At 43.5% G+C, this 24,979-nt stretch carries 19 protein-coding genes and 3 tRNA genes; 7 read left to right on the forward strand and 15 right to left on the reverse strand.

Annotation, left to right across the window (positions count from 1 at the left end; translation table 11 throughout):
* Positions 1-134 precede the first annotated feature (134 nt).
* The 8 genes from FTU58_RS02520 to hcaE all read right to left on the reverse strand — a co-directional run bounded on the left by FTU58_RS02520 (position 135) and on the right by hcaE (position 7,726).
* Positions 135-1,187, reverse strand: a complete 1,053-nt coding sequence (locus FTU58_RS02520) for an MBL fold metallo-hydrolase (RefSeq protein ID WP_180061994.1) — start codon at positions 1,185-1,187, stop codon at positions 135-137.
* Between the two features lie 247 nt (positions 1,188-1,434).
* Positions 1,435-2,343, reverse strand: coding sequence for a DMT family transporter (locus tag FTU58_RS02525; protein ID WP_179991223.1), 909 nt, complete (start codon positions 2,341-2,343; stop codon positions 1,435-1,437).
* Positions 2,344-2,431: 88 nt separating this feature from the next.
* Positions 2,432-3,658, reverse strand: coding sequence for a 3-phenylpropionate/cinnamic acid dioxygenase ferredoxin--NAD(+) reductase subunit (hcaD, locus tag FTU58_RS02530; protein ID WP_180061995.1), 1,227 nt, complete (start codon positions 3,656-3,658; stop codon positions 2,432-2,434).
* 4 nt (positions 3,659-3,662) lie between these two features.
* The gene (locus FTU58_RS02535; RefSeq protein WP_180061996.1) at positions 3,663-4,628 is read right to left on the reverse strand and encodes a 3-carboxyethylcatechol 2,3-dioxygenase; all 966 of its coding nucleotides are present in this window, start codon (positions 4,626-4,628) and stop codon (positions 3,663-3,665) included.
* A 71-nt stretch (positions 4,629-4,699) separates the two neighbouring features.
* The gene (hcaB, locus tag FTU58_RS02540; RefSeq protein ID WP_004976058.1) at positions 4,700-5,515 is read right to left on the reverse strand and encodes a 3-phenylpropionate-dihydrodiol/cinnamic acid-dihydrodiol dehydrogenase; all 816 of its coding nucleotides are present in this window, start codon (positions 5,513-5,515) and stop codon (positions 4,700-4,702) included.
* Positions 5,516-5,517: 2 nt separating this feature from the next.
* Entirely contained in the window at positions 5,518-5,844 is a 327-nt protein-coding gene (gene hcaC, locus FTU58_RS02545) for a 3-phenylpropionate/cinnamic acid dioxygenase ferredoxin subunit (RefSeq protein WP_004976057.1), read from the reverse strand.
* Positions 5,844-6,362 carry a 3-phenylpropionate/cinnamic acid dioxygenase subunit beta gene (hcaF, locus tag FTU58_RS02550; protein ID WP_104853007.1) on the reverse strand — a complete coding sequence of 173 codons (519 nt, stop codon included), beginning with the start codon at positions 6,360-6,362 and terminating at the stop codon, positions 5,844-5,846. Before hcaF ends, hcaC begins: the two co-directional genes overlap by 1 nt.
* Positions 6,359-7,726 carry a 3-phenylpropionate/cinnamic acid dioxygenase subunit alpha gene (gene hcaE / locus FTU58_RS02555; RefSeq protein WP_167845746.1) on the reverse strand — a complete coding sequence of 456 codons (1,368 nt, stop codon included), beginning with the start codon at positions 7,724-7,726 and terminating at the stop codon, positions 6,359-6,361. Before hcaE ends, hcaF begins: the two co-directional genes overlap by 4 nt.
* 281 nt (positions 7,727-8,007) lie before the next feature.
* On the opposite strand from hcaE, the gene hcaR reads away from it, so the two are divergent.
* Both hcaR and FTU58_RS02565 read left to right on the forward strand, forming a co-directional pair.
* Complete coding sequence (gene hcaR, locus FTU58_RS02560) at positions 8,008-8,910, forward strand: DNA-binding transcriptional regulator HcaR (RefSeq protein WP_178318623.1); 903 nt, start codon at positions 8,008-8,010, stop codon at positions 8,908-8,910.
* Between the two features lie 331 nt (positions 8,911-9,241).
* Positions 9,242-9,919 (forward strand): DUF1345 domain-containing protein, encoded by a 678-nt coding sequence (locus tag FTU58_RS02565; RefSeq protein ID WP_096901303.1) that lies wholly within the window; start codon positions 9,242-9,244, stop codon positions 9,917-9,919.
* Positions 9,920-9,984: 65 nt separating this feature from the next.
* Here FTU58_RS02565 and FTU58_RS02570 read toward each other — a convergent pair whose 3' ends face one another.
* The 7 genes from FTU58_RS02570 to FTU58_RS02600 form a co-directional block, all read right to left on the reverse strand.
* Positions 9,985-10,845, reverse strand: coding sequence for an alpha/beta fold hydrolase (locus FTU58_RS02570; RefSeq protein WP_179989463.1), 861 nt, complete (start codon positions 10,843-10,845; stop codon positions 9,985-9,987).
* A gap of 279 nt (positions 10,846-11,124) precedes the next feature.
* On the reverse strand, positions 11,125-12,423 hold the full coding sequence (locus tag FTU58_RS02575) for an OprD family outer membrane porin (protein WP_178318624.1): 1,299 nt from the start codon (positions 12,421-12,423) through the stop codon (positions 11,125-11,127).
* Positions 12,424-12,849: 426 nt separating this feature from the next.
* Complete coding sequence (gene dmpG / locus FTU58_RS02580; RefSeq protein WP_131261066.1) at positions 12,850-13,869, reverse strand: 4-hydroxy-2-oxovalerate aldolase; 1,020 nt, start codon at positions 13,867-13,869, stop codon at positions 12,850-12,852.
* Positions 13,870-13,880: 11 nt separating this feature from the next.
* On the reverse strand, positions 13,881-14,777 hold the full coding sequence (locus tag FTU58_RS02585) for an acetaldehyde dehydrogenase (acetylating) (RefSeq protein WP_180061997.1): 897 nt from the start codon (positions 14,775-14,777) through the stop codon (positions 13,881-13,883).
* A gap of 25 nt (positions 14,778-14,802) precedes the next feature.
* Positions 14,803-15,600, reverse strand: coding sequence for a 2-keto-4-pentenoate hydratase (locus FTU58_RS02590; protein ID WP_004976036.1), 798 nt, complete (start codon positions 15,598-15,600; stop codon positions 14,803-14,805).
* Between the two features lie 429 nt (positions 15,601-16,029).
* Complete coding sequence (locus FTU58_RS02595) at positions 16,030-16,698, reverse strand: HAD-IA family hydrolase (protein WP_154321084.1); 669 nt, start codon at positions 16,696-16,698, stop codon at positions 16,030-16,032.
* 353 nt (positions 16,699-17,051) lie between these two features.
* Positions 17,052-18,014, reverse strand: coding sequence for an RluA family pseudouridine synthase (locus tag FTU58_RS02600; RefSeq protein WP_154321085.1), 963 nt, complete (start codon positions 18,012-18,014; stop codon positions 17,052-17,054).
* 762 nt (positions 18,015-18,776) lie between these two features.
* Here FTU58_RS02600 and FTU58_RS02605 point away from each other — a divergent pair.
* The 5 genes from FTU58_RS02605 to FTU58_RS02625 all read left to right on the forward strand — a co-directional run bounded on the left by FTU58_RS02605 (position 18,777) and on the right by FTU58_RS02625 (position 24,800).
* Entirely contained in the window at positions 18,777-22,205 is a 3,429-nt protein-coding gene (locus tag FTU58_RS02605) for an Rne/Rng family ribonuclease (protein ID WP_180061998.1), read from the forward strand.
* Between the two features lie 258 nt (positions 22,206-22,463).
* Positions 22,464-24,305 carry a long-chain-acyl-CoA synthetase gene (locus FTU58_RS02610; RefSeq protein WP_096901309.1) on the forward strand — a complete coding sequence of 614 codons (1,842 nt, stop codon included), beginning with the start codon at positions 22,464-22,466 and terminating at the stop codon, positions 24,303-24,305.
* 194 nt (positions 24,306-24,499) lie between these two features.
* Positions 24,500-24,575: transfer RNA gene (locus FTU58_RS02615), tRNA-Lys, on the forward strand.
* 21 nt (positions 24,576-24,596) lie between these two features.
* Positions 24,597-24,672: transfer RNA gene (locus FTU58_RS02620), tRNA-Lys, on the forward strand.
* 52 nt (positions 24,673-24,724) lie between these two features.
* Positions 24,725-24,800: transfer RNA gene (locus tag FTU58_RS02625), tRNA-Lys, on the forward strand.
* Positions 24,801-24,979: the final 179 nt, after the last annotated feature.

The raw sequence follows: 24,979 nt of genomic DNA on the forward strand, positions 1-24,979 counted from the left end.
AACAGCAAGACTTTAAACACCAAAACAAAGCCCCTATTTCGATAGGGGCTTTGTGTTCTATATCTATCATTGCCACTTTTCAGTAGCGTGAAAAGTAGCGTGTGACTTTTATTTAAGGTCAAGTTTTTAAAAGATTAAACAATTAATTTCTTACCCTCACGAATACAATAAAATGGATTCATTAATTTAGATGAACGCTTCATGGCTTGATGCAAATCTGCCTCAGGCTGATCACGTCCTTCATCGGTCAGCTCAAAAGTGCGGTAATGAATGGCCAATGAACATTTGGAATGTAAGTCTTTATGTGCCTGAAAAGCATCTTCAGGGTTCATATGCATATAACGCATCAGATTCCGTGGCTCGTAAGAACCTATAGGCAAAAGTGCCACGCGCGGTGCGCCAATGCGGGTTTGGATTTCTTTAAAGTGTGGCGAGTAACCTGTATCGCCCGCAAAGAAGCAATGATCTTGCCCATGCAAAATAGAAAAACCGCCCCATAACGCCATGTTCTGATCACGTGCGCCACGCCCTGAACCATGTTGTGCAGGGGTGTAGACAATTTTCACTTCTTTAAATAAAGCCGATTGCCACCAGTCCATTTCAATCACATGCAAATCAGGCGGCAAATACCAAGCATTGCCCAAACCTGTATAAATAGGCATGGCAAATTGATGATTCAGCCATTTTAAGGTGGCTAAATCCATGTGGTCATAATGGTTATGGCTCAAGAAGACGGCATGAATGGTCGGTAAATCTTCCAGTGCAATCCCTGCAGGACAGGCACGTTTAGGCCCTCGCCCCTGTTTCGGACTGGCATGCTCTGCCCAGACTGGATCGGTTAAAAAGTTATACGGTCCAATTTGAATCAGCACCGTTGCATGCCCCACAAACCAAACTTGCCAATCATCCAAACTGGCGTGTGGACGTAATTGTGGCAAAGCACTTGGCGCTGTAAAAAATTGCTGTGCTTCTTGTTGCGGATTGACATTCCAACTGTTCGATTTGCGTTTTAGCAACCATTTCAATAAATCAGTTTGGCTGCGCCCCTCAGGACACGCAATCGGATTAAAAAACTGCGCTCCATCATAATGATTTGAAGGCAAAAACTGCAGCTTGGGTTTACGCCAAGTATGCGACCAACAGGCTTCCGTTGGCAGTTGAAAATGCTTTTGTTCCACGTTGTTCATGTAAGCCCAATAATATATAGCGCATCTACCATGATGCATTTTATCCTGATCTGTTCAGAAAAAAACACAGCTTTGGTTCATGTGTTGACTCTATCACGCATAGTAGCGAAATCAAGCAGGCAATTTCCTTTATGTTTTTGTTGTTTTGAGAAAAAAGTCGTATCGACAGCGGGTTAATGATCGGAAATTTACACCTCAGATAAACGAGGCTTTAGAAAAACCTAAATACGGGTATAGCAATGCGGGCTTAGCGTTTAGCAAAATATTGTTCGCGCCATTCTTTCCAGAAATACATCACAATCCCGAACATCACCACGGCAATGCCAATAAACGCATTCATGCTGATGTGTTCATTATTTAAGGTCGCACCTAAAATTAACGCGATGATGGGAGTCATCACATTACTTAAAGATACGGTTGAGGCATTTAAACGACGAATCAGCCAGAAATAACACAGCATGGCGACAATAGACGACATGATCATGGTAAATACAAAACCAATCATGGCTTGGCTGCTTGGCATTTGAGTCGGGAAATGCGACCAAATAAAGGGAATTAATAACAATGACCCTGCCGATGATACCAATAAAGAACCTGTGGCTTGTGACATCGGCTTTAAAGGAGCATTGATTTGTTTGACCCAAAAAATTGAGCTGATATAGGACAGCATACTGATAAACATCAACACCACGCCCCATGGATTCACTTTGCTGTCGGCAGAGTCTGCAAAGACAAAGCTGAGTCCTGCAATCGCAATTGCCATACCTGTCCACTGTAAGGCAATCAATTTTTGTGTGCGTAAAATCACATGACCAATCAAGCCTGCTATTAAAGGAGAAAAGCCAAAAATCAGCGCCATTAAGCCTGAAGTTAAATAATTGGCAGCCAAGTAAATAAATAGCTGTGCACCAATTAAATTCAGACTACCCGCCAAATAGCTTTTCATTGAGGTGTGATCAAAAGGCAGTGGATCGCGCATGAGTTTGAGCAAGCATAGCGCAATCACGGAAGCCCCAAAGTAGCGGATAATCAAGACCCACATTGGGTGAATTTCCTGCACACTCCAGACAATCGCCAATGGCGTGGTCGCCCAGATGAGTACCAATAAGGCATAAATACTGGCAGTTACCACAACAGGAGATGTATTCGTATTCATCGTTTGCTCAACATAAAATGGACACTTTTCTTCGGCAGATAAAAAACAGACCTAAGTTGCCTCAGGTCTGTTTGATATCAGTTCAAGCTTACTTCACCAATTTACGAAGGTCTTGGCTCACATCTAAATATTTGTCTGCTTCAAAAGTAGCTTGCTTGGCAATCAGCTTTTTCAAGTGACGCATATCTTTGGCTGAGTTGACGGTAATTCCGCCGACAATCACGCCATCGGTCACACCAAACAATACGAATGAAGACTCACTGCGTTTGGCAGCATCCATCTCACCACGCACATGCCATTCTGCTGCTGACATATCTCCTACAAACTGGTAGTTAATGTCGAGTTGATCAGTCCAGAACCAAGCAGGATTGGCTACAGGATGTTCCACGCCCATCACATGACGCGCGAAGATACCTGCTTGCAGGTTGGCATTTTCCCAAGTTTCTACACGACGATGGTTGCCACATTCACGCAGTTGTGATGCGACATCGCCCGCAGCATAAATGTCTGGGTTTGAGGTTTGACAGTTTTCATTCACATGCACGGCAAAGTCTGCATCTAAGCCTGCTTCAACTGCCAGTTGTGCGTTTGGAATAATCCCAATACCGTAAATCACCGCATCGGCACGTAGTTCTTCGCCACCTTCTAGGGTCACGACAATTTCTTCACCATCTAGCTTGCAATCTGCAATTTGCGTAGACAGACGTACATCAACTCCTGCCAATAACTGCTGTTGCAGTAAAAACTCACTCAAGATGAGTGGTGATGAACGTCCCATCACCATTGGTCCCATTTCAATGACAGTTACCTGACAGTCTTTAAAACGTGCTGAAGATGCCAACTCTAAACCAATCACACCACCACCAATTAAGATGATGCGACGACCCGCTTGCAATACAGGGACTAAGGCTTGCGAGTCTTCAAGATTACGCAACGTGTAAACGTGTTTACCTAAGGCATCAAAATTTGGCAAGCGACGTGCAGCACCGCCTGTGGCAAGTAACAACTTGTCGTAGGCAATAACCTCACCATTTTGCAATTCAACCGTATGTGCTTCGGCATTGATTTTGCTCACGCCATTGCCACGAATAGTGGTCACACCTAGTTCTGCCAATTTTTCTTCCGACAGAATCTCGATTTTGGTTTCTTCAGGACGCAAAATCACATCTTTAGACAACGGTGGACGCTCATAAGGCAAATGTATTTCATCGCCAATTAAGATGATGTTGCCTGCATATTGATTGCCGCGCAGCTCAAGAATGGCGCTCGCCCCTGCCTGACCTGCACCCACAATCACAATTGTTTCTACACTCATGGGCTTAACCTTTTAACTCGGCAGATACGATGCCAAAGCCCGCAATCCACTCACTAATATCTTCATAGCAATGCGTGGTCATTTCATACGCACCCAGTTCATATAACGCAGCAAAAGCAGCCATCCACGAACGGACTTCCTGACCACCACGACCACCATCTCGACGAATTTCAGCTTCGGTCATGGCTTCCATAGCCACAAAGTCTGCCTGTTTGAATTTTTCAAGCAAGGCAATATCCCACTCAGGGCTGAGCGGCACAGCCACAGAGGTATCACCTGCTGCAAGTTTTTGACCGACTGCAATCACTTTAGCCTGACGTGCATGACGTGCTTCAGGACTCGGATTACGACCTGCAATTAAAAATTCTTCAACTTCAGGCGGTACTGAACCCATTTGCGGTGTTGGTGGATCGTGCGACAAACCACCTGTACCTAAAACAAGAACACGTTCATTTTCAAGATTCAACGACTTGATAAATTGACCCACAGCACGCCCCAAAGCAATGGTACGCTTGGTGGTTGGCATCGGCGCTGCAGCGCCATTAATAAACACGGGAATGGTTGGATAACGATCTAGCTGCCCTTCACACAAAAAGTGTAATGGCTGAGTCACCCCATGGTCGGCCTGCATACGATACGAATATGCAACATCTACACCTTCATCCAACACACGGCGCACCATCGCCAAGGCTTTGTCTTCAGGCACATCAATACGGTTGTTGTCTTTGCCGTAGTCCCAGTCACCCGCAGCCGTAGCACGAATACCGACACAGAAACTTGGCATCAAATCGTAAAAGAAACCGTTGAAATGGTCTGGACCAAAGGTAATGATCAGGGTTGGATCGTATGCTTTGACTTCGGCAGAAAGTTGCTCAAAGGCAGCACGAACTTTTTGTTCTTTAGATTGATCTTGCGGTGTTGCAAATTCCATTAAAGGACTGTGCGATGCACAAATGAGTTTAACGGCCATGAAAGACTCCTAAATAAGGAAGGCAGCCCAGAGAAAGGCTGCCGATTCGTCTATTGAATTTAGACTCAATTTTATTCGTCAAAAAAACCTGCACGTGGTTGACGCAAACCACGAATACCCAAACCACATTCTGCATTGATCAGAACGCCAGTCAGCGCACGGTTATTTTGACGCGATGCCAAGAGCACATACGAACCAGTCATGTCTTCTGGCTCAGGCAAGAAATTCAGCGGCATACCGCGTGCAATTTTTTCAGGATCACGTGCATCGAGTAAGCCTAGGTTTTCCTGACCTAAAGATGCTGCGCCCTTAATATTGACATTCATCGCTGAAGGCGCAACAGCATTGACACGTACTTTAGGTGCCAATTCATAAGCCAACTCTTTCATGATGCCAACACCTGCATGTTTAGATGCAGTGTAAACAGGACCACCGCCTGAAGAATACAGCGCAGAATTGGATAAGGTTAAGATGATAGAACCTTCAGATTTCACCAACTCATCCAGTGCTGCTTTTGCCCCCAAGATTAACGCCTTGGTATTGATGCCCATGATTTCATCAAAGGCTTTTTCAAGCTGCTCACCAGAAGTATTGACGATATCTGCGTAGTGATCCCAAATCCCTGCATTGCCAATAAAGCAATCCAGCTTTCCAAAACGCTCCACAGTGGCCTGCACAGCACGGACATTGTCTGCATAGTTGGCAACATCACCAGCGACTGCCACGATTTGATCACCAAAACGTTCTTTTAAGGCATCGACTTTAGATTGTGAGCGCTGTAACACGCCCACATGCGCACCTTCTTCAAGAAAGCGCTCGACCAAAGCCCAACCTAAACCAGAACCGCCACCTGTAATCAGTGCCACTTCGCCTTTTAGCCAACCCATGCTTACTCTCCTGCCATTTCTACATATAATGCGCCGTCTTCAACCACCACAGGGAAAGTTTGAATCGGGTCGGTGGCTGGCAAGCATAATGCTTGACCAGTCTTTAAACAGAAACGTGCAGAATGCAGTGGGCATTCAACTGTGCCATCATCTTCAAGATAACCTTCAGACATTGAGGCATTGCCGTGTGAACAACGGTCATTCATGGCAAAGAACTCACCACCGTTGTTGAATACTGCCAGTGCTTCAATACCGTTCACACCGCAATCCACTTTTAACGCTTCGCCTTCGTCTAATTCGTCAACTTGGCAAACAAAGATTTTATTCATTAGAAGAATACACTCAGGTTGTGTGAGTTATAGGTTACTTGGTCAAGTACAATCTTACGGTTGAAGATCTGGAAGCCTAAGCCACCTTCAACACGACGGATTTTGTCATGGCGCTTACCACAGTAAATAGTCACGTCTTTCTCTTTTTGAGTACGGTACAACAAGTAAGTTACGTGTACGTCGTATTCACCTTCGACCTCTGTCGCTTCAACAATCACGTTGCTGACCATATGCGTGGTACGTGACGGAGGTTCTTCAGCCCATGCCATACCTGTTTCCAGACGTGCAACACGGCGCTCAAGCAAGTGTTTGTTGTCGTTGAACACCCAAGTTGTAGGTGGTTCAACTGAACGACGACGGTCACGGGTTTGCGCATTTGGTGTGGTACGCAAGGTATAAGAAATGTCTTCTGCCATGAGGTCTAACCACTCACGGAATTTCCAGTCGTCCAGCAATTTTGCTTCGCGATACAAGAATTGGCTCACTTCATGTTGAAGTTCTAAACTGATTTGACTCATTTCATTAGCTCCTTCTCGTATTCGTCAGCTGCTTTTTCAACGTCTTCCCATTTTTCATGGATCAGCAAGTCTGCCCAACGGCGGTACATACCACGTGCTGCAGTTTCAGAGAAAATGTAGTTGGTGATTCCTGGAATACCATCTTCACGTACTTTTTCGTTGCCTTTACCCATTTCGACAATGAGCTTGTTTTGACGTGCTTTATAGCCGCGCAATACTTTTTGAATTTCAATCCAGTTTTCAGAGTCATCTTGCTCTAAGAAACCTGCAGGACCGAAAGCACGTGTTGCAGAACGCTCAAATGCTTCTTTCACGTCTTGAGGTGCTTCAGCATCGGCAATACAGAATGCCCATACTTCAGTTTTGTTTGGACCACGTGGATGCCATACGCGCAGTGTTGCAGTACCGTTCAACCAAGACAGTGTTGGGAACATGGTGTTGTGACCTGCAAGACGTAAAGCACGTACTTCGCCTAAACGCTCTTTCACTTCTTCGTAAGTTTCGCGGAAGTAATTGGCAACTTCACCATCAACCCATACGTTTGCATCTGGTTTTTCTGTAAAGAAGAAACCTGAACCGTGACCACGTGAACCATACTGAATTGCATCTTTGGCAGTTTCCCAAACAGGACGAGCTGTTTGCGCTGCACCTAATTGTTTGGTGCTGTCATCATCTGGTTTTGCACCAAGTACCTGAATGGCAGAGGCGTGTGAGAACAAAGCGTGATATTGGTCAGAAGCAAACTGTTCTGCAGCAAATTTCCAGTTACAGTCAATTTCCCACTTGTGTACGCCACCAATAATTTCAGTACCACCCGGACGACGGTCAATCACGCCATCTAAGTACCAAGCGATGTCGCCCATATATTCTTCTAGGTCTGGAGTGGTTTCATCCCAGCAACCAAAGATCAAGCCTTTGTAAGACTTCACGCGGTTCACTTCCACCAAGCCCCATTGCTCTTTACAAGCACCTTGTGGATACGCACGTTCTTCTAAAGGAATATCTTTGAGTGAACCATCAATACCGTAAGACCAACCGTGATATGGGCAAGTAAATGCACGAGTATTACCACAGTCTGCAAAGCTCACACGCATAGAACGGTGACGGCACTGGTTTAAAAATGCTTTGATTGAACCGTCTTTTTGACGTGCCACAATAATTGGATCTTCACCCATGTAGGTGTTGAAGAAGTCGCCAGCTTTAGGAATTTGGCTTTCATGACACAGGAACAACCACGTACGGCCGAACACACGTTCAAGTTCTAATTCGTAGATATCTGGATCTGTATAAATAGATGGAGTGATACGTCCATTTTGTGCATCGACCAAAGCGTCGATTTCGCGCACATCAATTTTTCCACTCATGAAAAGCTCTCCTGTGACCAACAACGGCACAAAGTAAATAGACTCAACTTTTGATGGATAATGGTTTTTTAGGGACGTTTAGTGAAATATTTTTTTTGTTTCAATTAATAGTTTTTATAGATTAATCCAGCATTATATTTTGCATTTAAATCGTTGCATAATGATGAAACCCTATTTACTTCGTGAATGACACAATAATTCTCACCGAATAGTTGTTTATAGATCATTCTTTTATTAATCTATAATTAGACATATTTTGAATTAATCTTTGGAATGGTTGTATGGAATTACGTCACCTTCGCTACTTCATTACCGTTGCTGAAGAACTCAACTTCAGTAAAGCCGCACTTAAACTTTATACGGCTCAACCTTCGCTGAGTCAGCAAATTAAAGATTTAGAAGAAGATGTCGGCGTTAAGCTACTCAACCGTACCAAACGTAAAGTCGAGCTAACCGAAGAAGGTGCTGTATTTTTAGAACAGGCGCGTCTGACTTTGGCGCAAGCCGACAAAGCGGTTGCCATGGCGCGTCAGGTGTCACAAGCCAAACAGCAAATGCTGCGCATTGGCTTTGTTCCTGTGGCAGAAATGAAAATTTTCCCTTTTGTACTGCCTAATTTACGAGTACAAAACCCAGATTTAAAAATTGAATTGCTGAGCCTAAACAACACTGAGCAAATGAAAATGATTAAAAAAGGTGAACTCGACATCACCTTTACCCGTCACAATATCAACAGTGATGAAATTGAGAGCCAGTTTGTACTGCGTGAACCGTTAATTTTTATTTTGCCCAAAGATCATCCGTTAGCAAAATACGAACGCATTCCTGTCAAAGCATTGAATGGTATTGATTTTATTATTCCTTCGGCAGAAGCTTCGTATAATCTGCATCACCTGATTGTCGATTTTGCCAAACAGCACAACATTGAACTAAACATTGTGCAAAAAGCTGACAACATTTTATTTAATATCAACTCGATTGGTATGGGCTTGGGTTGCACCATTTTACCGGGCTATGTTGCTCCGCTAACCATGGAAAATACCGTCATCCGTCCACTTGATGTAGAACTTCCACATTTAGATTTATACGTCAGCTACGGCAAAAACAGCCATTCCGCTGCGGTACAGAAATTTATGGAACTGCTCACACGTGTGTTCTATTTGGACATCAACCGCGAACAATAATTCTAAAACCACTCGCGTTTTTCAACCTTTCAAAAGTGCTTGCTGCTTGATGTAGTAAGCACTTTTTTTGTGCATCCTAAATGCTAAAACAAAGCTTTAGACTTAAGTCTAAACTTATTTTTTTAATCTTTTTCTGAACTACTGCTCATTCTTACACTCAAACATTCGCATTTTTGCAGTCTGCTTTTTCCTCGCTTCGCTACCACATTTCCTGCAAATTACAACTTAAGTCTAATAAGTTAAAATAGGCACCCCATCGCTATTTTCTAAAATTAAGCCGATGATAACAGGCAGTAACACCTTTAGATTGCACATCCAGAAAGGATCAAGAATGATAAAAACACCCTTCAGCAGAATGAAAACAGGGATTCAATATCGTCCTTATTTTTTTATCAGTTTTGTGATTACCATTGTGCTGTATGCTATTTTTCAGACCCTCACTGCATGGTCATGGTCAAGCTGTTTATTGATTAGCTGGAATATCGCGATTTCCTGCTATTTGGTTTTAACCATGCGCAGTTTGTGGCACAGCGATCATGCACATATTTTACAACGTGCCCAACAACAAGATGCCAGCAAATGGCTGATTTTATTCTTGGTATTTCTAACCTTAGTGATGTGCTTTATTGCGATCATTGTCGAGGTGAATTTATTTGCACAAAGTGAGTTTGTGCGCATGGGACATTTTATTTTATCCATTACCACTATTTTATGTGCTTGGTTTTTTATGCACACCATTTTTGCGATTCACTATGCGCATGACTATTATTTGGCACTGCAACAGCAGCAAGAAGGTGGTTTGGATTTTCCCAAGACGTCGCATCCAACCTATCCTGACTTTTTATATTTCAGCTATGTGATTGGTACATCTGCACAAACCGCCGATGTCTCGATTAGCTCACAACCCATGCGGGTACTGAACACGCTACATATTATTTTGGCTTATAGCTTTAATACCACTATTTTGGCAATTTGCATTAACTTGGTCGCGAGCTTTATTCAGCACTAAATTGGGTACATAAAACATCCATAAAAAAGGATGGCAAATTGCCATCCTTTTTTACCTCACTGCGCTTAATTTACGCCACGTGCAGTTAAGTAGTTTTTAATCACAGTGTTAAATTCTTCCGCTTTTTCAACCTGTGACCAGTGACCACATTGGCTGAAAATGTGTGCATCGGCATGTGGCACAACATTTAAAATGTCCCATGTACGCGATACTGGAATCACTACATCCTGCGTACCGTGAATCAGTAAAACAGGTACTGTGATGTCTTTCATTTTGTCAAAATCGAGTGGGAACTCAAAACGGTCACGGTCACGTGCGCCAACCACATCCATTAAACGGTCTGACGCATAGTCATTTTTTGCAGAAGCAAAACGAACCTTAACCAACTCATCTGTAATCAGGTCTTTGTTCACTACAAACATCGACAATGTTTTTTTGATGCCTTCTTCGGTCAAGACAGGATTCGCATGTGCTTTAAGCGCTGCAGTCTGTTTTGCACCACCTGTACCCATAGACACAATACCAAGTACACGCTCTGGGTAGTCCAATGCCAATTGGAATGCCAACCAACCACCGAGCGAGTTACCCACTAACCATGTTTTTTCAATGCCCAATGCATCTAATGTACGCACTGCATGATCTACCCAAGCACGAATACCATAAGCAGTGTTTGGAGCAACCACAGTCTGACCATAACCAATGGTATCAATTGCGATACAACGTGCTTGCTCACCAATTTGTGGCAAGTTTAACCACCAGTTTGCCGCAGCAGATACACCTGTGCCTGAACCGTGTAAAAATAGAATAGGTGTACCTTCACCCACTTCGTGATAGTGCGTTAATTCGCCTTCGGCAGTTTCAATCCATTTATCTTCTAAGCCAAAGAATGGATCTGTTGTATAGTCAGGGATTTGAACAGTGCTCATATATACTCCTCGTACAGTCTTTAGCTTGCGTTTGGCTCTAGGTATAGAATTTGACGTCAAGTGGACTCATTCAACATTACTTTTTACAGGCTTATATTACCTGTTCACACAGCATCAACTGATACAAATTTACGATCACAACCCATAAAAAAACGATTAAACAACTCTTTGAATTTTATAACTTTAATAAAATAAAAGTCTTAATTTATATAAGGTATTTATTCAGTAAATATTAAAAAAAGAGCGACTATAAAAAGCCGCTCTGATTTTTATCTAGCTTTAGAATTTATAAGTGTAAGTCGTGGCGATACGGTGTTCTTCTAAGTCATTCGCAAAGTTAAAGTTGGTATCGATGAACATGTACTGAAAACCAAGTCCTTTAAGTTTACCTTCAGGCACAACATAATTTACGATTACATTCGTTTCGTTTTCTTTACCCTCTTTAAGCGACTGACCAGCATTGTTGGTTAACTTATGGTAAGTACCATCTATATTATCACCGCGAAAATGACGTACTGTCGCTGTTAAACCAGATACACCCACATCGGCAAAATTATAGGTATAACCCAAACTCCAAGAACGCTCATCTTTACGAATGAAGCTCGCCACAGACCAGTTGTCTAAGTAAGGCTGCGGCACCCACCCGCCCAAGGTCGGGAACATTGGGGCTTTTGTACCGTGCTCACCAAACATTTGTTGATAACCTAACTGTACAGTGTGCATCCCATTGTTGATTTTTGCACCCGCAGACACGGCCTGGCTGTCAATATTGCCATACAGCTTGTCACCCGATTCGCTGTTGTCAAAATAGCGTACATGGGTATCCAGCTTAGTTTTTTCAGCCAAAGTCGTTTTATAGTTTGCAGCGACATAATGTTGTTGATAGATGTTGGTTACATCCGCATACCAATAACTTCCACCTACTTTAGGGGTAAATTGATGATCTACTCCCACAAGATACATGCCATCGTCTGTGCTTAATTTATTCGCTTCAGCAGCAGAAAAATTATTTTGAGGGAACAACGTAAAATCTTGGTATTGGTTATCATAACGTGCATTAATACCGTCTAAATAAGCCAAAGTTAATTTAGTATCTTTTAAATCCTTTGATTCTAACCATGCACCGCTATAAGTCGTTAACAATTGACGCGATGGGTCAAAAAACACCACAGGTGACATTGGTAATAAGTCACCTACTTTTAATTCAGTTTCAGAAAATTTAACTTTTAGAGTTGCACCGACCTTACCAAAATGATCTTTTGACTCTTTACCATCATGCGGCAAAACCCAGTCTGCATTTTTATCACGACCATTGAGTTTTACTGCGTGTTGAACCAGAAGATCAGCACCCACCTGAATTACGCCTAAATCGTGATAACCCGATTTAGCATCCAAGGTGACTGCTTGTGACCATGAACCAAAGTTCCCCGCAGGGTTGTCTTTAATTTGACGATCTAAATAAAAATTCTTAAATTTAAGTTGAACATTGCTGTCGTCAATAAAATCTGCCTGAGTTGCAGTTGTCCCTAAAGTTGCTGTCGCAGCAAAAAGTGCTATCCATAAATTGTGACGATGCATGCGTTTTTCCTATTCATCCAATAAGCGAATCTGGGCATCATGCAAAACTCTTGTCATGAAAAAAATCCGACCACAGTATTAAGCTTTTCTACAAATTCAGCACTTTCTGTATCGAGCAGCTTTTTTCCAAGTTTTTTAATTCTTTTTAACGATAAAAAATTAAGCTCAAAATCCTCACTAAATGAATTTTTATTTGAATTCACTGCTTAATTTAGGTGAAAAACGCTGTTATTTTTTGCATCATGTGAAGGATTAATCTTTTTTAACTTTAAACCCATGTGTTAGCGTTATTTTCTATAAACCCAACTTATAAGAAAAACATTTTAATCAGCACAAAATTCAGCACATTTTACATCTTTCACAGCATAAAAAAGCACCCCAAACGCATTTGGAGTGCTTAATTCAAGTCTGCTTTATATTAAAAACTTAGGCTTGCATTTCACGTGCTTTAGACATAGTCAATGCCAAGTCTTCAATCATATCTTCCTGACCGCCCACCGTACCGCGACGACCAAGCTCAAGTAGAATTTCACGCGCAGATACTCCATATTTTGCTTCGGCACGTTTTGCGAACAATAGGAACGATGAGTAAACACCTGCATAACCTAAAGTTGCTGCATCACGGTCTGCACGAATTTGATGCGTCATCATTGGAATGATCAAGTCTTCAGCAATATCCTGCACTTTAAACAAGTCCACACCTGTTTCCATTTGCATACGGTTTGCGACCGCTACAAACAATTCAAGTGGTGTATTACCTGCGCCTGCACCTAAACCAGCCGAAGCCAAGTCAACACGGGTTGCACCTGCGGTCACAGCCGATACAGAGTTCGCAACGCCCATGCCCAAGTTATGGTGACCATGGAAACCAATTTCGATGTCTGAGGCGAGGTTGGCACGTAAAATACCTACGCGATCAGTCACATCTTGAGGCAACATATAGCCTGCAGAATCTGTTACATAGATACAGTTTGCACCGTAAGACACCATTTTTTGTGCTTCTTCGAGCAATTTTTCTGGAGAAGCCATGTGCGCCATCATCAAGAAGCCCACAGTGTCCATACCCAGTTTACGTGCTGCAGTAATGTGCTGTTCAGAAACGTCTGCTTCAGTCGAATGTGTCGCCACACGAATGGTTGCCACGCCTACATCATGCGCCATTCTCAAATGATCAACTGTTCCAATACCTGGCAGTAATAGTGCAGAAACTTTTGCCTGTTTCAGGTTTGGAATCACTGCTTTCAGATATTCTTCATCAGTAGCGGCTGCAAAACCATAGTTCACAGAGTTACCACCTAAGCCATCACCGTGTGTGACTTCAATTAAAGGCACACCTGCATCATCCAAAGCAGTGGCAATCGCAACCATTTGCTCTGGCGTGGTTTGATGGCGCATTGGGTGCATACCATCACGTAAAGTCATATCATTAATAATAATCTTAGACATTTTGGTATTCCTTAAGCTTCAGCAGTTTTGAAAACGTGTTCTGCAAACATTTCTGCAGTACGTGCAGCCGCTGCAGTCATAATGTCTAGGTTACCTGCATATTTAGGCAAGTAATCACCCAAACCTTCAACTTCCAAGAAAATTGAAACACGGTTGCCATCAAAAACAGGGCCGTTTACAAGTTTGTAACCCGGTACATATTTTTGCACTTCTTTGATCATGGCATGCACAGATGCTGTAATCGCTGCCTGATCTGGCTTACCTTCTACCAAGCAGTGAACGGTATCACGCATCATTAAAGGTGGCTCAGCTGGGTTAATGATGATGATGGCTTTACCTTGTTTTGCACCGCCAACTTCTTCAATCGCGCCTGCAGTTGTACGGGTAAATTCATCAATGTTTTTACGTGTACCCGGCCCCACAGATTTAGTTGATACCGTTGCAATAATTTCACCGTATTCCACAGGTTGAACACGAGAAACTGCAGCCACCATAGGAATTGTTGCCTGACCACCACAAGTCACCATGTTGACGTTTGGCACTTCGCCCGCTTGTAGCAACGCTTCAAGGTTCACTGGTGGTACGCAGAATGGGCCAATTGCTGCAGGCGTTAAGTCAATCATCAACACGCCAAGTTCATTCAGTTTGCGACTGTTTTCTGCATGCACATAAGCGGAAGTTGCATCAAAAGCAATTTTAATGTCATCTTCAAGTACGTGAGGAAGAAGACCATCTACACCGTCACTTGTGGTTTTTAAACCCATTTTTGCCGCACGAGCTAGACCTTCAGATGTTGGGTCAATTCCCACCATCCACACAGGCTCTAACCATTCACTGCGTTGTAATTTATAAAGCAAATCTGTACCAATATTACCTGGACCAATCATTGCACATTTAATCTTTTTCATGCATGTACTCTCTTAGAATCTCGATTTATTCCGCAGCAAACGCAGCTGTCACTGAACCAAAGCCTTCAATTTCGACTTTAAATTCTTCACCTGGCTGTGCAACAACCATAGGACCTAAAGCACCAGTTAAGATGATGTCGCCTTTTAACAATGGACGACCACGGCGCACCATTTCATCGGCTAACCACACGGCAGCGTTTAATGGATTTGCTAAACAAGCTTTACCCACGCCTTGAGAAACTACTTCTTCACCACGGGTCATCACCATTTTGCAGTTCACCAAATCCAGATTTTCTAGCTTGACTGGTTTTGAACCTAGAACGAATGCAGCAGAAGATGCGTTATCGGCCACGGTATCAATCAAACTAATTTTCCAGTTTTCAATACGGCTATCGACCACTTCAATGGCAGGCAAGGCATATTCAGTCGCGCTGATAATATCCGCATACGTGTGTTTTTCTTTGGTTAGATCTTGGTTAATCACCAATGCAATTTCTGCTTCTACTTTTGGCTGAATCAGCAAACCTGCAGGAATCGCTTCACCATCACCATAAGCCATATCGGCAAACAACATGCCAAAGTCAGGCTGATCTACACCCAGTTGTGCTTGAACCACTTTAGAGGTCAAACCAATTTTACGCCCCACCAAACGACGACCTTCTTTTAAGGCACGTTCGGTATTCACTTCTTGAACGGCATAGGCAATATCTACGTCAGCACTTTCACCACCAAGTTCTGGGCGGATTGGCGCAATCGCAGTTTGAGAGAGTTCGGCAGTACGTAATGCTTGCGCAACTGATTCAACAACAGCAGAATTCGACATCAATGTTTCCTTAAACTGCAAAAATTGGGCATATACCCCGAGATGTTGGAAAGGTAATAATAGAAAATAGGGATGATGACCCCGATCTTGTCCATTCTCAGGACAAGCTATCCAGCTCAGAGGTATGTAAACTGATTAAGAATCGGAAAAATGGCGGGTTTATGCCAATACTTATTTTCTTTTTTTCAATAGCTATTAGCTATTAATCTATTTTTATAAAAAGCAAGCAAAACAGTTGTCTGTAGGCTATGACATTATTTTCCGAGTCATTGACTCGGCAATTCGCAGCAATCTTAAAATGTCTTAATCCTAACTTTAGACTAAAAGCTAAGCCTTTTTATGACGCTCCCAAAAGTACATAAAAAAAGAGCAACCTGAAATTTTTCAAGTTACTCTAATTTCAAATTCATCTAAATTGTTTTACTGGGTTTAACTCGCCTGACGTAAACGATATTGCTGCACTAAAAAATCATGCAAACTCGGCACATCATCTGCAATGGTTAAAGGCTGATAACGCTGCAACACCTCTACACTATGCACGCCATAACTCACGCCTACACGCGGCATAGCAATATTTTGTGCCATTTCTAAATCGTAAGAAGTGTCACCCACCATAATCGCTTGCCCGACCTGCACATCGGTACTGCTCAAAATTTCCTGCAGCATTAAAGGATCAGGTTTAGATTTGGTTTCACTTGCAGCACGTGTCGCCACAAACAAATCCTGACTTTGGGTTTGCGCCAACACTCGGTCTAAACCTTTACGGCTTTTGCCTGTTGCCACTGCCAATTTCAGTCCCAAACCTGACAACTCATCGAGCATATCTGCCACACCCTCAAACCAAGCATCGGTTTTTGAGTGTTCGACATAGTGTTCTGAATAGCACTGCAAAATCGCTTGATGCAGCTCTGGCACTTCAGGAAATAAACGCTGTGCCACTTCAGGCAAACCCAAACCAATAATACTTTTAGCCGCAGCATCGGTCAGGGGTTGCTGAAATTGTTGTGCTGCGAACTGCAAACTCGCCACAATTTGACCGACGGAATTAAATAAGGTGCCATCCCAATCAAAAATGATGAGTTCTACAGGTTTGTTCATATTAGATTCCTAGATTTGATTCGGCTTTTAAATTCCCTCGCTTTACCTTAACTCAAAAGGATAAACGACCAAGAATCAGCACATATATCACAACAAATATTCGATACGCGAAGGGCGACATGGATGTCGCCGTTTCGCTGTGGCACAGAGATGTTCCATCAGCGAAACAAAAGTTTTTTGTTACTTTTCATCTTTGAAAAGTAAGGCATAGCCTATACACCAAAAATTTAAATTAAAAACTTTAAAATGTGGCAGTGAATTACCCCTGAAAACCTCATCTCCTTTTTGCGAAACAATGTTCCTCATCTTTAAAAAGAAGCAAGCTGCTATCGCACAACAGAGAGTTACAAAAATTAAAACTCAGGTGGCGCCGTCGGCTTATCCGCCTTTTGCGCTCTCAACTGCGCCACCAAACTCTGCATATCTTCAGGTAAAGGCGCTTCAATCACAGGATAGCCTGGAATTTCCAAACGCATGGCATGTAAGCACAAACGACGTGGCGCAGGACCCCGATATTCAGTTTGATGACCATATTTATCATCACCCACCAACGGATGCCCAATGCTTAAACCATGCACACGAATTTGATGGGTACGTCCTGACAACGGCGAAGCATATACCAAGCTTGCATGCATAAAACGCTCAGCCACATTCCACTGGGTTTTAGACTCTTTACCTTCTTTAGATACACGTACACGACGTTCGCCATTCGCCAATTCATAACGATGCAACGGCGCATCAATCAATTGTTGATCCAAACTCACCTGCCCTTTGACAATCGCAGCATAAGTTTTTTGGATTTTATGTTCGCGCAATAAATCTTGCAGGGTTTTTAAGGTACTGCGTTTTTTGGAAATCATCACCAAGCCTGAAGTATCACGGTCAATACGGTGAATCAATTCCAAATATTTTTTACCTGTCGCAGCACGTAAGCCTTCAATCAACCCGTAGGCAACGCCACTGCCGCCATGGACTGCAATGCCCGAAGGTTTATTCACCACCATCAAGCCTTCATCTTCATAAACCACACGGCTCAATAAACCCTGTGCCACCTTGTCTGAAATTGGAGCAGCACTGTCGTCTTTTTGTTCATAGCGAATCGGCGCCACACGAATTTGATCGCCAATATTCAGTTTGGTTTCTGCTTTAATGCGCTTTTTATTGACCCGCACCTGCCCTTCACGAATCAAACGATAGATGCGACTTTTAGGCACCCCTTTTAAACGACTAAACAAAAAATTATCGATGCGTTGACCCGCTTGATGCTCATCCACTTCAAACCAAGTGACACTTTGCCATTGTTGGGTAGAATTCATACAGTTAAGAGACCTAATAAAATACTAAAATTGATTAAAAACTGATCATTTAGGCTATGCTTTACACAAGAAACATAAGCTTAGCCCATAGGCAGATGATGCAAGGTTTGATATAGTCAGCGCACGGAAACCATCGTCAGTGGGTTCACGTTGAATCTTTTCAGGTTTTTCTGAAATAGAGCAATCAACCAACATCCCACTACATACGAGCAGGTCCCAAAAGAATTATGCCGACGCCGAAGGCTTATTATATCGGCAAAAAAGCAAACTGTTGCGTTTAATTGTACCTCAGGTACATAAATCAGTTTGCCTGAAAAAATATGTCGCCAACTCTAGTTGGTTTTTAAACGTAAACTGATACACATCAGATTAGTCGCACCCTGAAAACCACTTCAGGCTAAAGCGTTTGATGTATTGGATCTGCACAATTTGTAAAGATACGACGATAATTCCGTATCAAGACACTCTATCTATGAAAGAAGAGATGATCTTCGAGCAATGTGACAGTGAAAGTTACACACATCCAATACACCGCTCGTCCGCCAGTGAAGCGATCAGGTGACTTTATCCGTTTAAAGGTTAAAGCCGTATTGCCATCATCAATACGTGAATCATACACCGCAGCCCCACACAAAAAGGCCGGTAAAAAAAACTCAGACCACAATTGGTTTTTTTGAGATCTGAGCAGTTGATCCGTGATGCTTGATGTTCGCTACGTGTCTAGCGATTTTTTGCTGTGTATCACTATTAGGTGTTACACCCATGAAACGTATGTTGATTAATGCAACACATGCCGAAGAAATTCGCGTTGCACTTGTCACTGGTCAGCGTCTTTACGATTTCGATTTAGAAAATCGTACCCGTGAACAAAAAAAATCGAATATCTACAAAGGTCATGTGACCCGTGTAGAACCTTCTTTAGAAGCCGTATTTGTTGAATACGGTGCAGGTCGCCAAGGCTTCCTGTCGATGCGTGAAATCGCAAACTCTTATTACAAAGCCGACCCTCGCCAAACTTCTAATATTCGTGAACTGATCACTGAAGGCACTGAGCTTTTGGTACAGGTAGAAAAAGAAGAACGTGGCAACAAAGGTGCTGCGCTCTCTACCTTCATTTCTTTGGCTGGTCGTTATTTAGTGCTTATGCCAAATAACCCGAAAGGTGGCGGTATCAGTCGTCAAATTTCAGGTTCTGTGCGTGAAGAACTCAAAGAAATGTTGGCATCTTTAAACGTGCCACGCGGCATGAGCGTGATTGTACGTACTGCGGGCATTGGTCGTTCACAAGAAGAATTACAGCTTGATTTACAACACTTGCTTGACCTTTGGGCGCAAATTCAAAACACCGCAAGCTCTGGCCCATCGCCAATGTTGGTACACCAAGAAGCAGGTGTGGTGACACGTGCGATTCGTGACTACTTACGTGATGATGTTGCCGAAATTTTAATTGACTCAGAACAAGCTTATAACGAAGCCTATAACTTCGTAAAAGCCGTGATGCCACGTCAATTAGACAAGCTAAAAACCTATACTTTAAATGAGCCGCTATTCGCGCATTTTGGCATCGAAAGCCAAATTCAAACAGCTTATGAGCGTGAAGTGAAATTGCCTTCAGGCGGCTCAATTGTCATTGACCAAACTGAAGCATTAGTTTCAATTGACATCAACTCGGCTAAGTCTACCCGTGGTCAAGATGTTGAAGATACTGCGCTTAATACCAACCTTGAAGCTGCCGAAGAAATTGCGCGTCAATTGCGTTTACGCGACATCGGTGGTTTGGTGGTCATCGACTTTATCGACATGACCAAAGACCGCAACCAACGTATGGTTGAAGCCAAACTTCGTGAAGCAACACAAAGTGACCGCGCACGTATTCAATTTGGTCAATTATCACGTTTTGGTTTAATGGAAATGAGCCGTCAGCGCTTACGTCCATCACTTGAAGAAGCGACTGGTTACGTTTGCCCACGCTGTCACGGTACAGGCATGGTACGTGACCTACGCTCTCTTTCACTTTCAATTATGCGTAAAGTGGAAGAAATTGCCCTGCGTGAACGTCATGGTGAAGTTCAAGTCGAAGTACCTGTTGAAATTGCAGCATTCTTACTGAATGAAAAACGTCACAGTCTGGTTTACCTTGAGCAAACCTCAAATGTGCGTGTGACTGTATTACCTCACCCACACTTAGAAACCCCGCATTACGAAATTTCGTATAATCCTGAAGGCTTTGCACCAACCAGCTATGAACGTACTGAAGCAACTCGTTCAAGCGAAAAAGAGTTGGGTTATGAATCTTCTGAATGGCATTTAGAAGAAGCCGATCAAGCGCACAGCCACGCTGCTGCACCTGCGGCAGAAAAAACCTCTGCAAGAAAACCACAAGCAGCACAGCAAAATAAAGCATCTGCACAACAGCAGCTTGCACCTGCGGCAGCTACAACAGCTGCAAGCCCATGTGCATGGTTAGAAAACCTGTTTGTTCAAAAGCAAGCCAGCACTATTGATCAAGCACGTAGTGCCAACAATGCTGCAGCAGCCATTGAGCAAATGGTAAATAGCGGTGCTGTGAGCCGTGGTCAGTTTGGTCAAATTGCAACTGCGTCTACTGCCCCTGCTGCAAGCAGTCAAAATGTGTACCTTGCACCATCAACAGTGGCACAAAAAACTGAACGTGACTCTGCAGATAAATCTGCTGAACGTGAAGACAAACCTGCTCCGCGTCACAACAACAAAAAGCCGCGTCACAGCAACAACAATAACAAGCACAAAGAGCAACGTGAGCCGCAAACTCAGCACGATAATCAACAACATCAAGTGCATGAAGAAGTGGTTCAAATGTCGCGTCAGGAGCAACGTCAAGAAGCGCGTGAAAACAAACGCAACTCTCGTCGTCAGCACAACAATGACCAAGCACCGCAGCAGCAAGAAGCTCAAAATAACAATGAGCAGCAAAATGCCGTGCCACGTCGTGACCGTCGTAACCAGCCTCGTCCAGAACGCCCAAATCGTCACCGCGACCCAAGCGTATTGAATGAGCAAGCACCTACCGCAGTGGCTTCTAATCAGCCAAAAGTGGACTTAATTGATGCACCGCGTCAAGAGTTCAACACGACGGCTTTGGTAGTGAATGTCGATCAAGCTCAAACTGAAATTGTGGCATTGAATGCTGCGCCAGTAGCGGCTGAACCAGTGACAGCAGTAGAAGCAACTGTGCTTGAAACGGTTACTGAACCAACTCAAGCTGTTGCAGTGGTAGAAGCTGCAGCCGTTGTTGCAGAAGAAACAGCTGCACCTGCGGAAGCTCAAGCACAACCGACTGCGCCTGCAAAACGTGCCAGCAATGACCCGCGTCAGCGTCGTCGTCAGCAACGTGAAGGTCAAGCGCAGCAAGTAACTGCACCAAAGTTAACACCTTCACAGGTGCCAACTTTAGCGCAATACAGCATTGGTAGCCTGATTCGCCACGTCTATGGCGAAGATTGTTCAGTTCTGATTGAACAGTTTGGTTTAATTCCAACGTTCAATCGTGCTTTGCAGAAGTTCACTGACGAGTATGCTGCAAGCCTTGTTAGCACTGCGCCTGTGGCAGAGAAAAAACCTGTCACTCGTGATGTGGAAGTTGCCAAAGCTGCTCCTGAAGCTGAGCCTGCACCTGTGTTAGACCTAACACCACCAAAACCTGTGTCAGATAAGCGTGTTGCCAACGATCCGCGTGAGCGTCGTCGTTTAGCCAAACAAGCTGCTGAGCAAGCCTTGGAACAAGCCAAGCAAGCACAGGCAGTAGAAAAAGCTGAAGCAGAAAGCACACCTGCAGCAGAGCCAACGACTGAAGTTGTGGCAGCTACAGAAGGATCTGTAGAAGCAAACTCTACTGCAGAAACGTCTGTAGCGCTAAGCACAGAAGTCGAAGCAACTACAGAAGTAAACCCTGAAGTAGAGGCTACAACTGAAGCTACTCAGCCAGAGTTGAACGCGCAAGACGACCTTGCACAAACTGTCACTGAAACTGCAGCAGCGCAAGAAGAAACTGCCGTTGAAGTGGTCGCACCTGTACAAGTGGAATTAGCAGTAGATGACCCAGTCGAAACTGCTGAATCTGAACAGGACAAAGCAGAAAAAGAGAAAACTGCACGTCCGCGTCGCCCACGTGGTCGTCCACCTAAAAAAGTAACTCCGCCAACTGAGTCGTAATTCGCACTTTTGCAGCGGAATAAAAAAATCCAGTCATTTTAATGGCTGGATTTTTTTTGCTACTTTAGAGCCAACGCGGTGCTGACTTAAATTTAAGCGAGCTAATTTGAACTTAGGTGTTTTTGATTTTTAACAGCTTTTATAAAAACATCAGTCAAAGCTAAAAATTAGGTTGATTGCACTAGGACTAAGGGATTACAAAACAATAAGACGCGATGCTTTGCAGATGCAACGGATGATGACAAAAACAGGATTCTTATGAACCAGATGACAAAAAGCGATTTAATTGGCTTAACGGATGTTGCGGCAAAAATTCCGCAGTTTATGACTAAAGTGCCTCACCTGATCACAGGGTTAAAGCAAGCCTATTTACGCACACCCAACACGCCTGCAGGCTTAGGTCTAGCATTTGAAAAAGCCGTGCATCGTAACCCGCATGGCTGTGCACTAGTGTTTGAAGATCAGCAGTACAGCTATTTGCAGCTCAACGCATGGGCTAACCAAATTGCACATTACTATTTAAGCATTGGCGCACGCAAAGGTGATGTCATTGCGGTGATGTTGGAAAATCGCCCTGAATTAATTGCCAGTGTCATTGGCTTAGCAAAAATTGGCGTTACCGTGGCTTTGGTCAATACCGCACAAGTTGCCAAAGTTTTGGCGCACAGCATCAATTTAGTCAAACCAATTGCCGTGATTGTGGGGGAAGAATGTCGTCAAGCCGTTGCCGATATTCGCCAAGAACTTGAGCTTACAGAAAATCGACTGTATTGGTTTGCAGATCAAAATACCCGTACCGATGCTGGCACTGCCCCTGAAGGTTTTCAAAATTTAGCGCAATGCATTGCATCATTCCCAAGCTTTAACCCTGCCACCACACAGTCAGTACAGGGCAAAGATGGGCTGTTTTATATCTATACCTCAGGTACAACAGGCTTACCTAAAGCGGTGATTTTCACCAATAGCCGTTGGACGTTGGCTTATGGTACCTATGGTCATGTCTTGGGTTTAAATCAGGATGATGTGATGTACTGCACTCTGCCGCTGTACCACGCCACAGGCATTGTGGTGTGCTGGTGTGGCGTAATTGCAGGCAGTGCCACCTTTGCCATCCGTAGAAAATACTCCACTTCATGCTTCTGGCAAGATGTACACAAATTCAATGCCTCTGCGATTGGCTATGTGGGCGAATTGTGCCGTTATTTAATGGATGCGCCTGCTTCTGATTTAGAGCGTGGGCATCGTGTGACCAAAATGATTGGCAATGGCATGCGTCCTAATATTTGGAGCAAATTCAAAACACGCTTTGGTGTTCAGGAAATTCTGGAACTGTATGCGTCTAGCGAAGGCAACGTCGGCTTTAGCAATGTGTTTAACTTTGACAACACGGTTGGTTTTTCACCGACACCTTATGCGGTCATTCAGTTTGATAAAGAAAAAAATGAACCCGTACGCGATGCCAAAGGCAAATGCATGAAAGTCAAAAAAGGCGAAGTCGGCTTATTGATTGGAAAAATCACCCGTCGCTCACCGTTTGATGGCTACACCGACCCTGAAAAAAACAAGGCGGTGATGATGCAAAACGTGTTTAAACAAGGCGATGCCTATTTTAACACGGGCGATTTAGTCCGCGACATTGGCTTCCGTCACGCCCAGTTTGTTGATCGTTTAGGTGATACCTTCCGCTGGAAAGGTGAGAACGTATCCACCACAGAAGTAGAAAACATTGTCAGTGACTATGAAAAAATTGCTGAAGCTGTCGTGTATGGCGTTGAAATCCCACATACCAATGGTCGTGCAGGTATGGCTGCGATTACCTTAAACGAAGGCTGCCAGTTAGATGAACAAGACTTGCGTCAAATGCTGGTGGAGTTTAAAAAAGCAATGCCCGCTTATGCAGTACCCGTTTTTTTACGCATTCAAAAGCAAATGCAAACCACAGGTACATTTAAATATCAGAAGAACACCCTGAAAACTCAAGGTTTTGATTTAAAACAGTGTGATGAAAAAATTCTGGTGTTATTGCCAAACCAATCTGCTTATTGCGAGCTGACCCAAGAAATTTACGACAATATTCAACAGTATCAATATCGCTTCTAAGCCACTATGTTGCCTATTTTTTGATTAGATACGACAAATTTGTTGCATTTATAATCAAACATAGGCAACTTTTTTATTTTTTACTTGCGCTCGCTTCATATCTTGCTACAATACGCTCCATCAAACGAAGTGGTGCTTAAAACCCTCTGGTTTTTCTTGCACTTCACAATCAAGCCTGCTTGATTGCTGGTTCAGGGTCGTTAGCTCAGTCGGTAGAGCAGCGGACTTTTAATCCGTTGGTCCCGCGTTCGAATCGCGGACGACCCACCATTTCCTTGATCAACCTTAGATGGGTCGTTAGCTCAGTCGGTAGAGCAGCGGACTTTTAATCCGTTGGTCCCGCGTTCGAATCGCGGACGACCCACCATCTTCTTCAAGGTTGATACTTTAAAAATGATCATCGTCATTTTTACTCCTCTGGGTCGTTAGCTCAGTCGGTAGAGCAGCGGACTTTTAATCCGTTGGTCCCGCGTTCGAATCGCGGACGACCCACCATTCCTTCTAAAAAATCTTTAAATTACCAGTCATCACAGCACTATTCTGTGGATCGTGCAGTTTCGTAATTTACTATAGAATTCCCGTATTCTGCCCTGTTTGACTAACACTTTTATCCACTACACCTTGCTCAATTCAGTTGTAGACGATGTGCCATCATTGATAAATCATACTTTACA

Origin of the sequence: Acinetobacter sp. YH12120, assembly GCF_013418795.1 — a bacterium.
GTDB lineage: Bacteria > Pseudomonadota > Gammaproteobacteria > Pseudomonadales > Moraxellaceae > Acinetobacter > Acinetobacter towneri.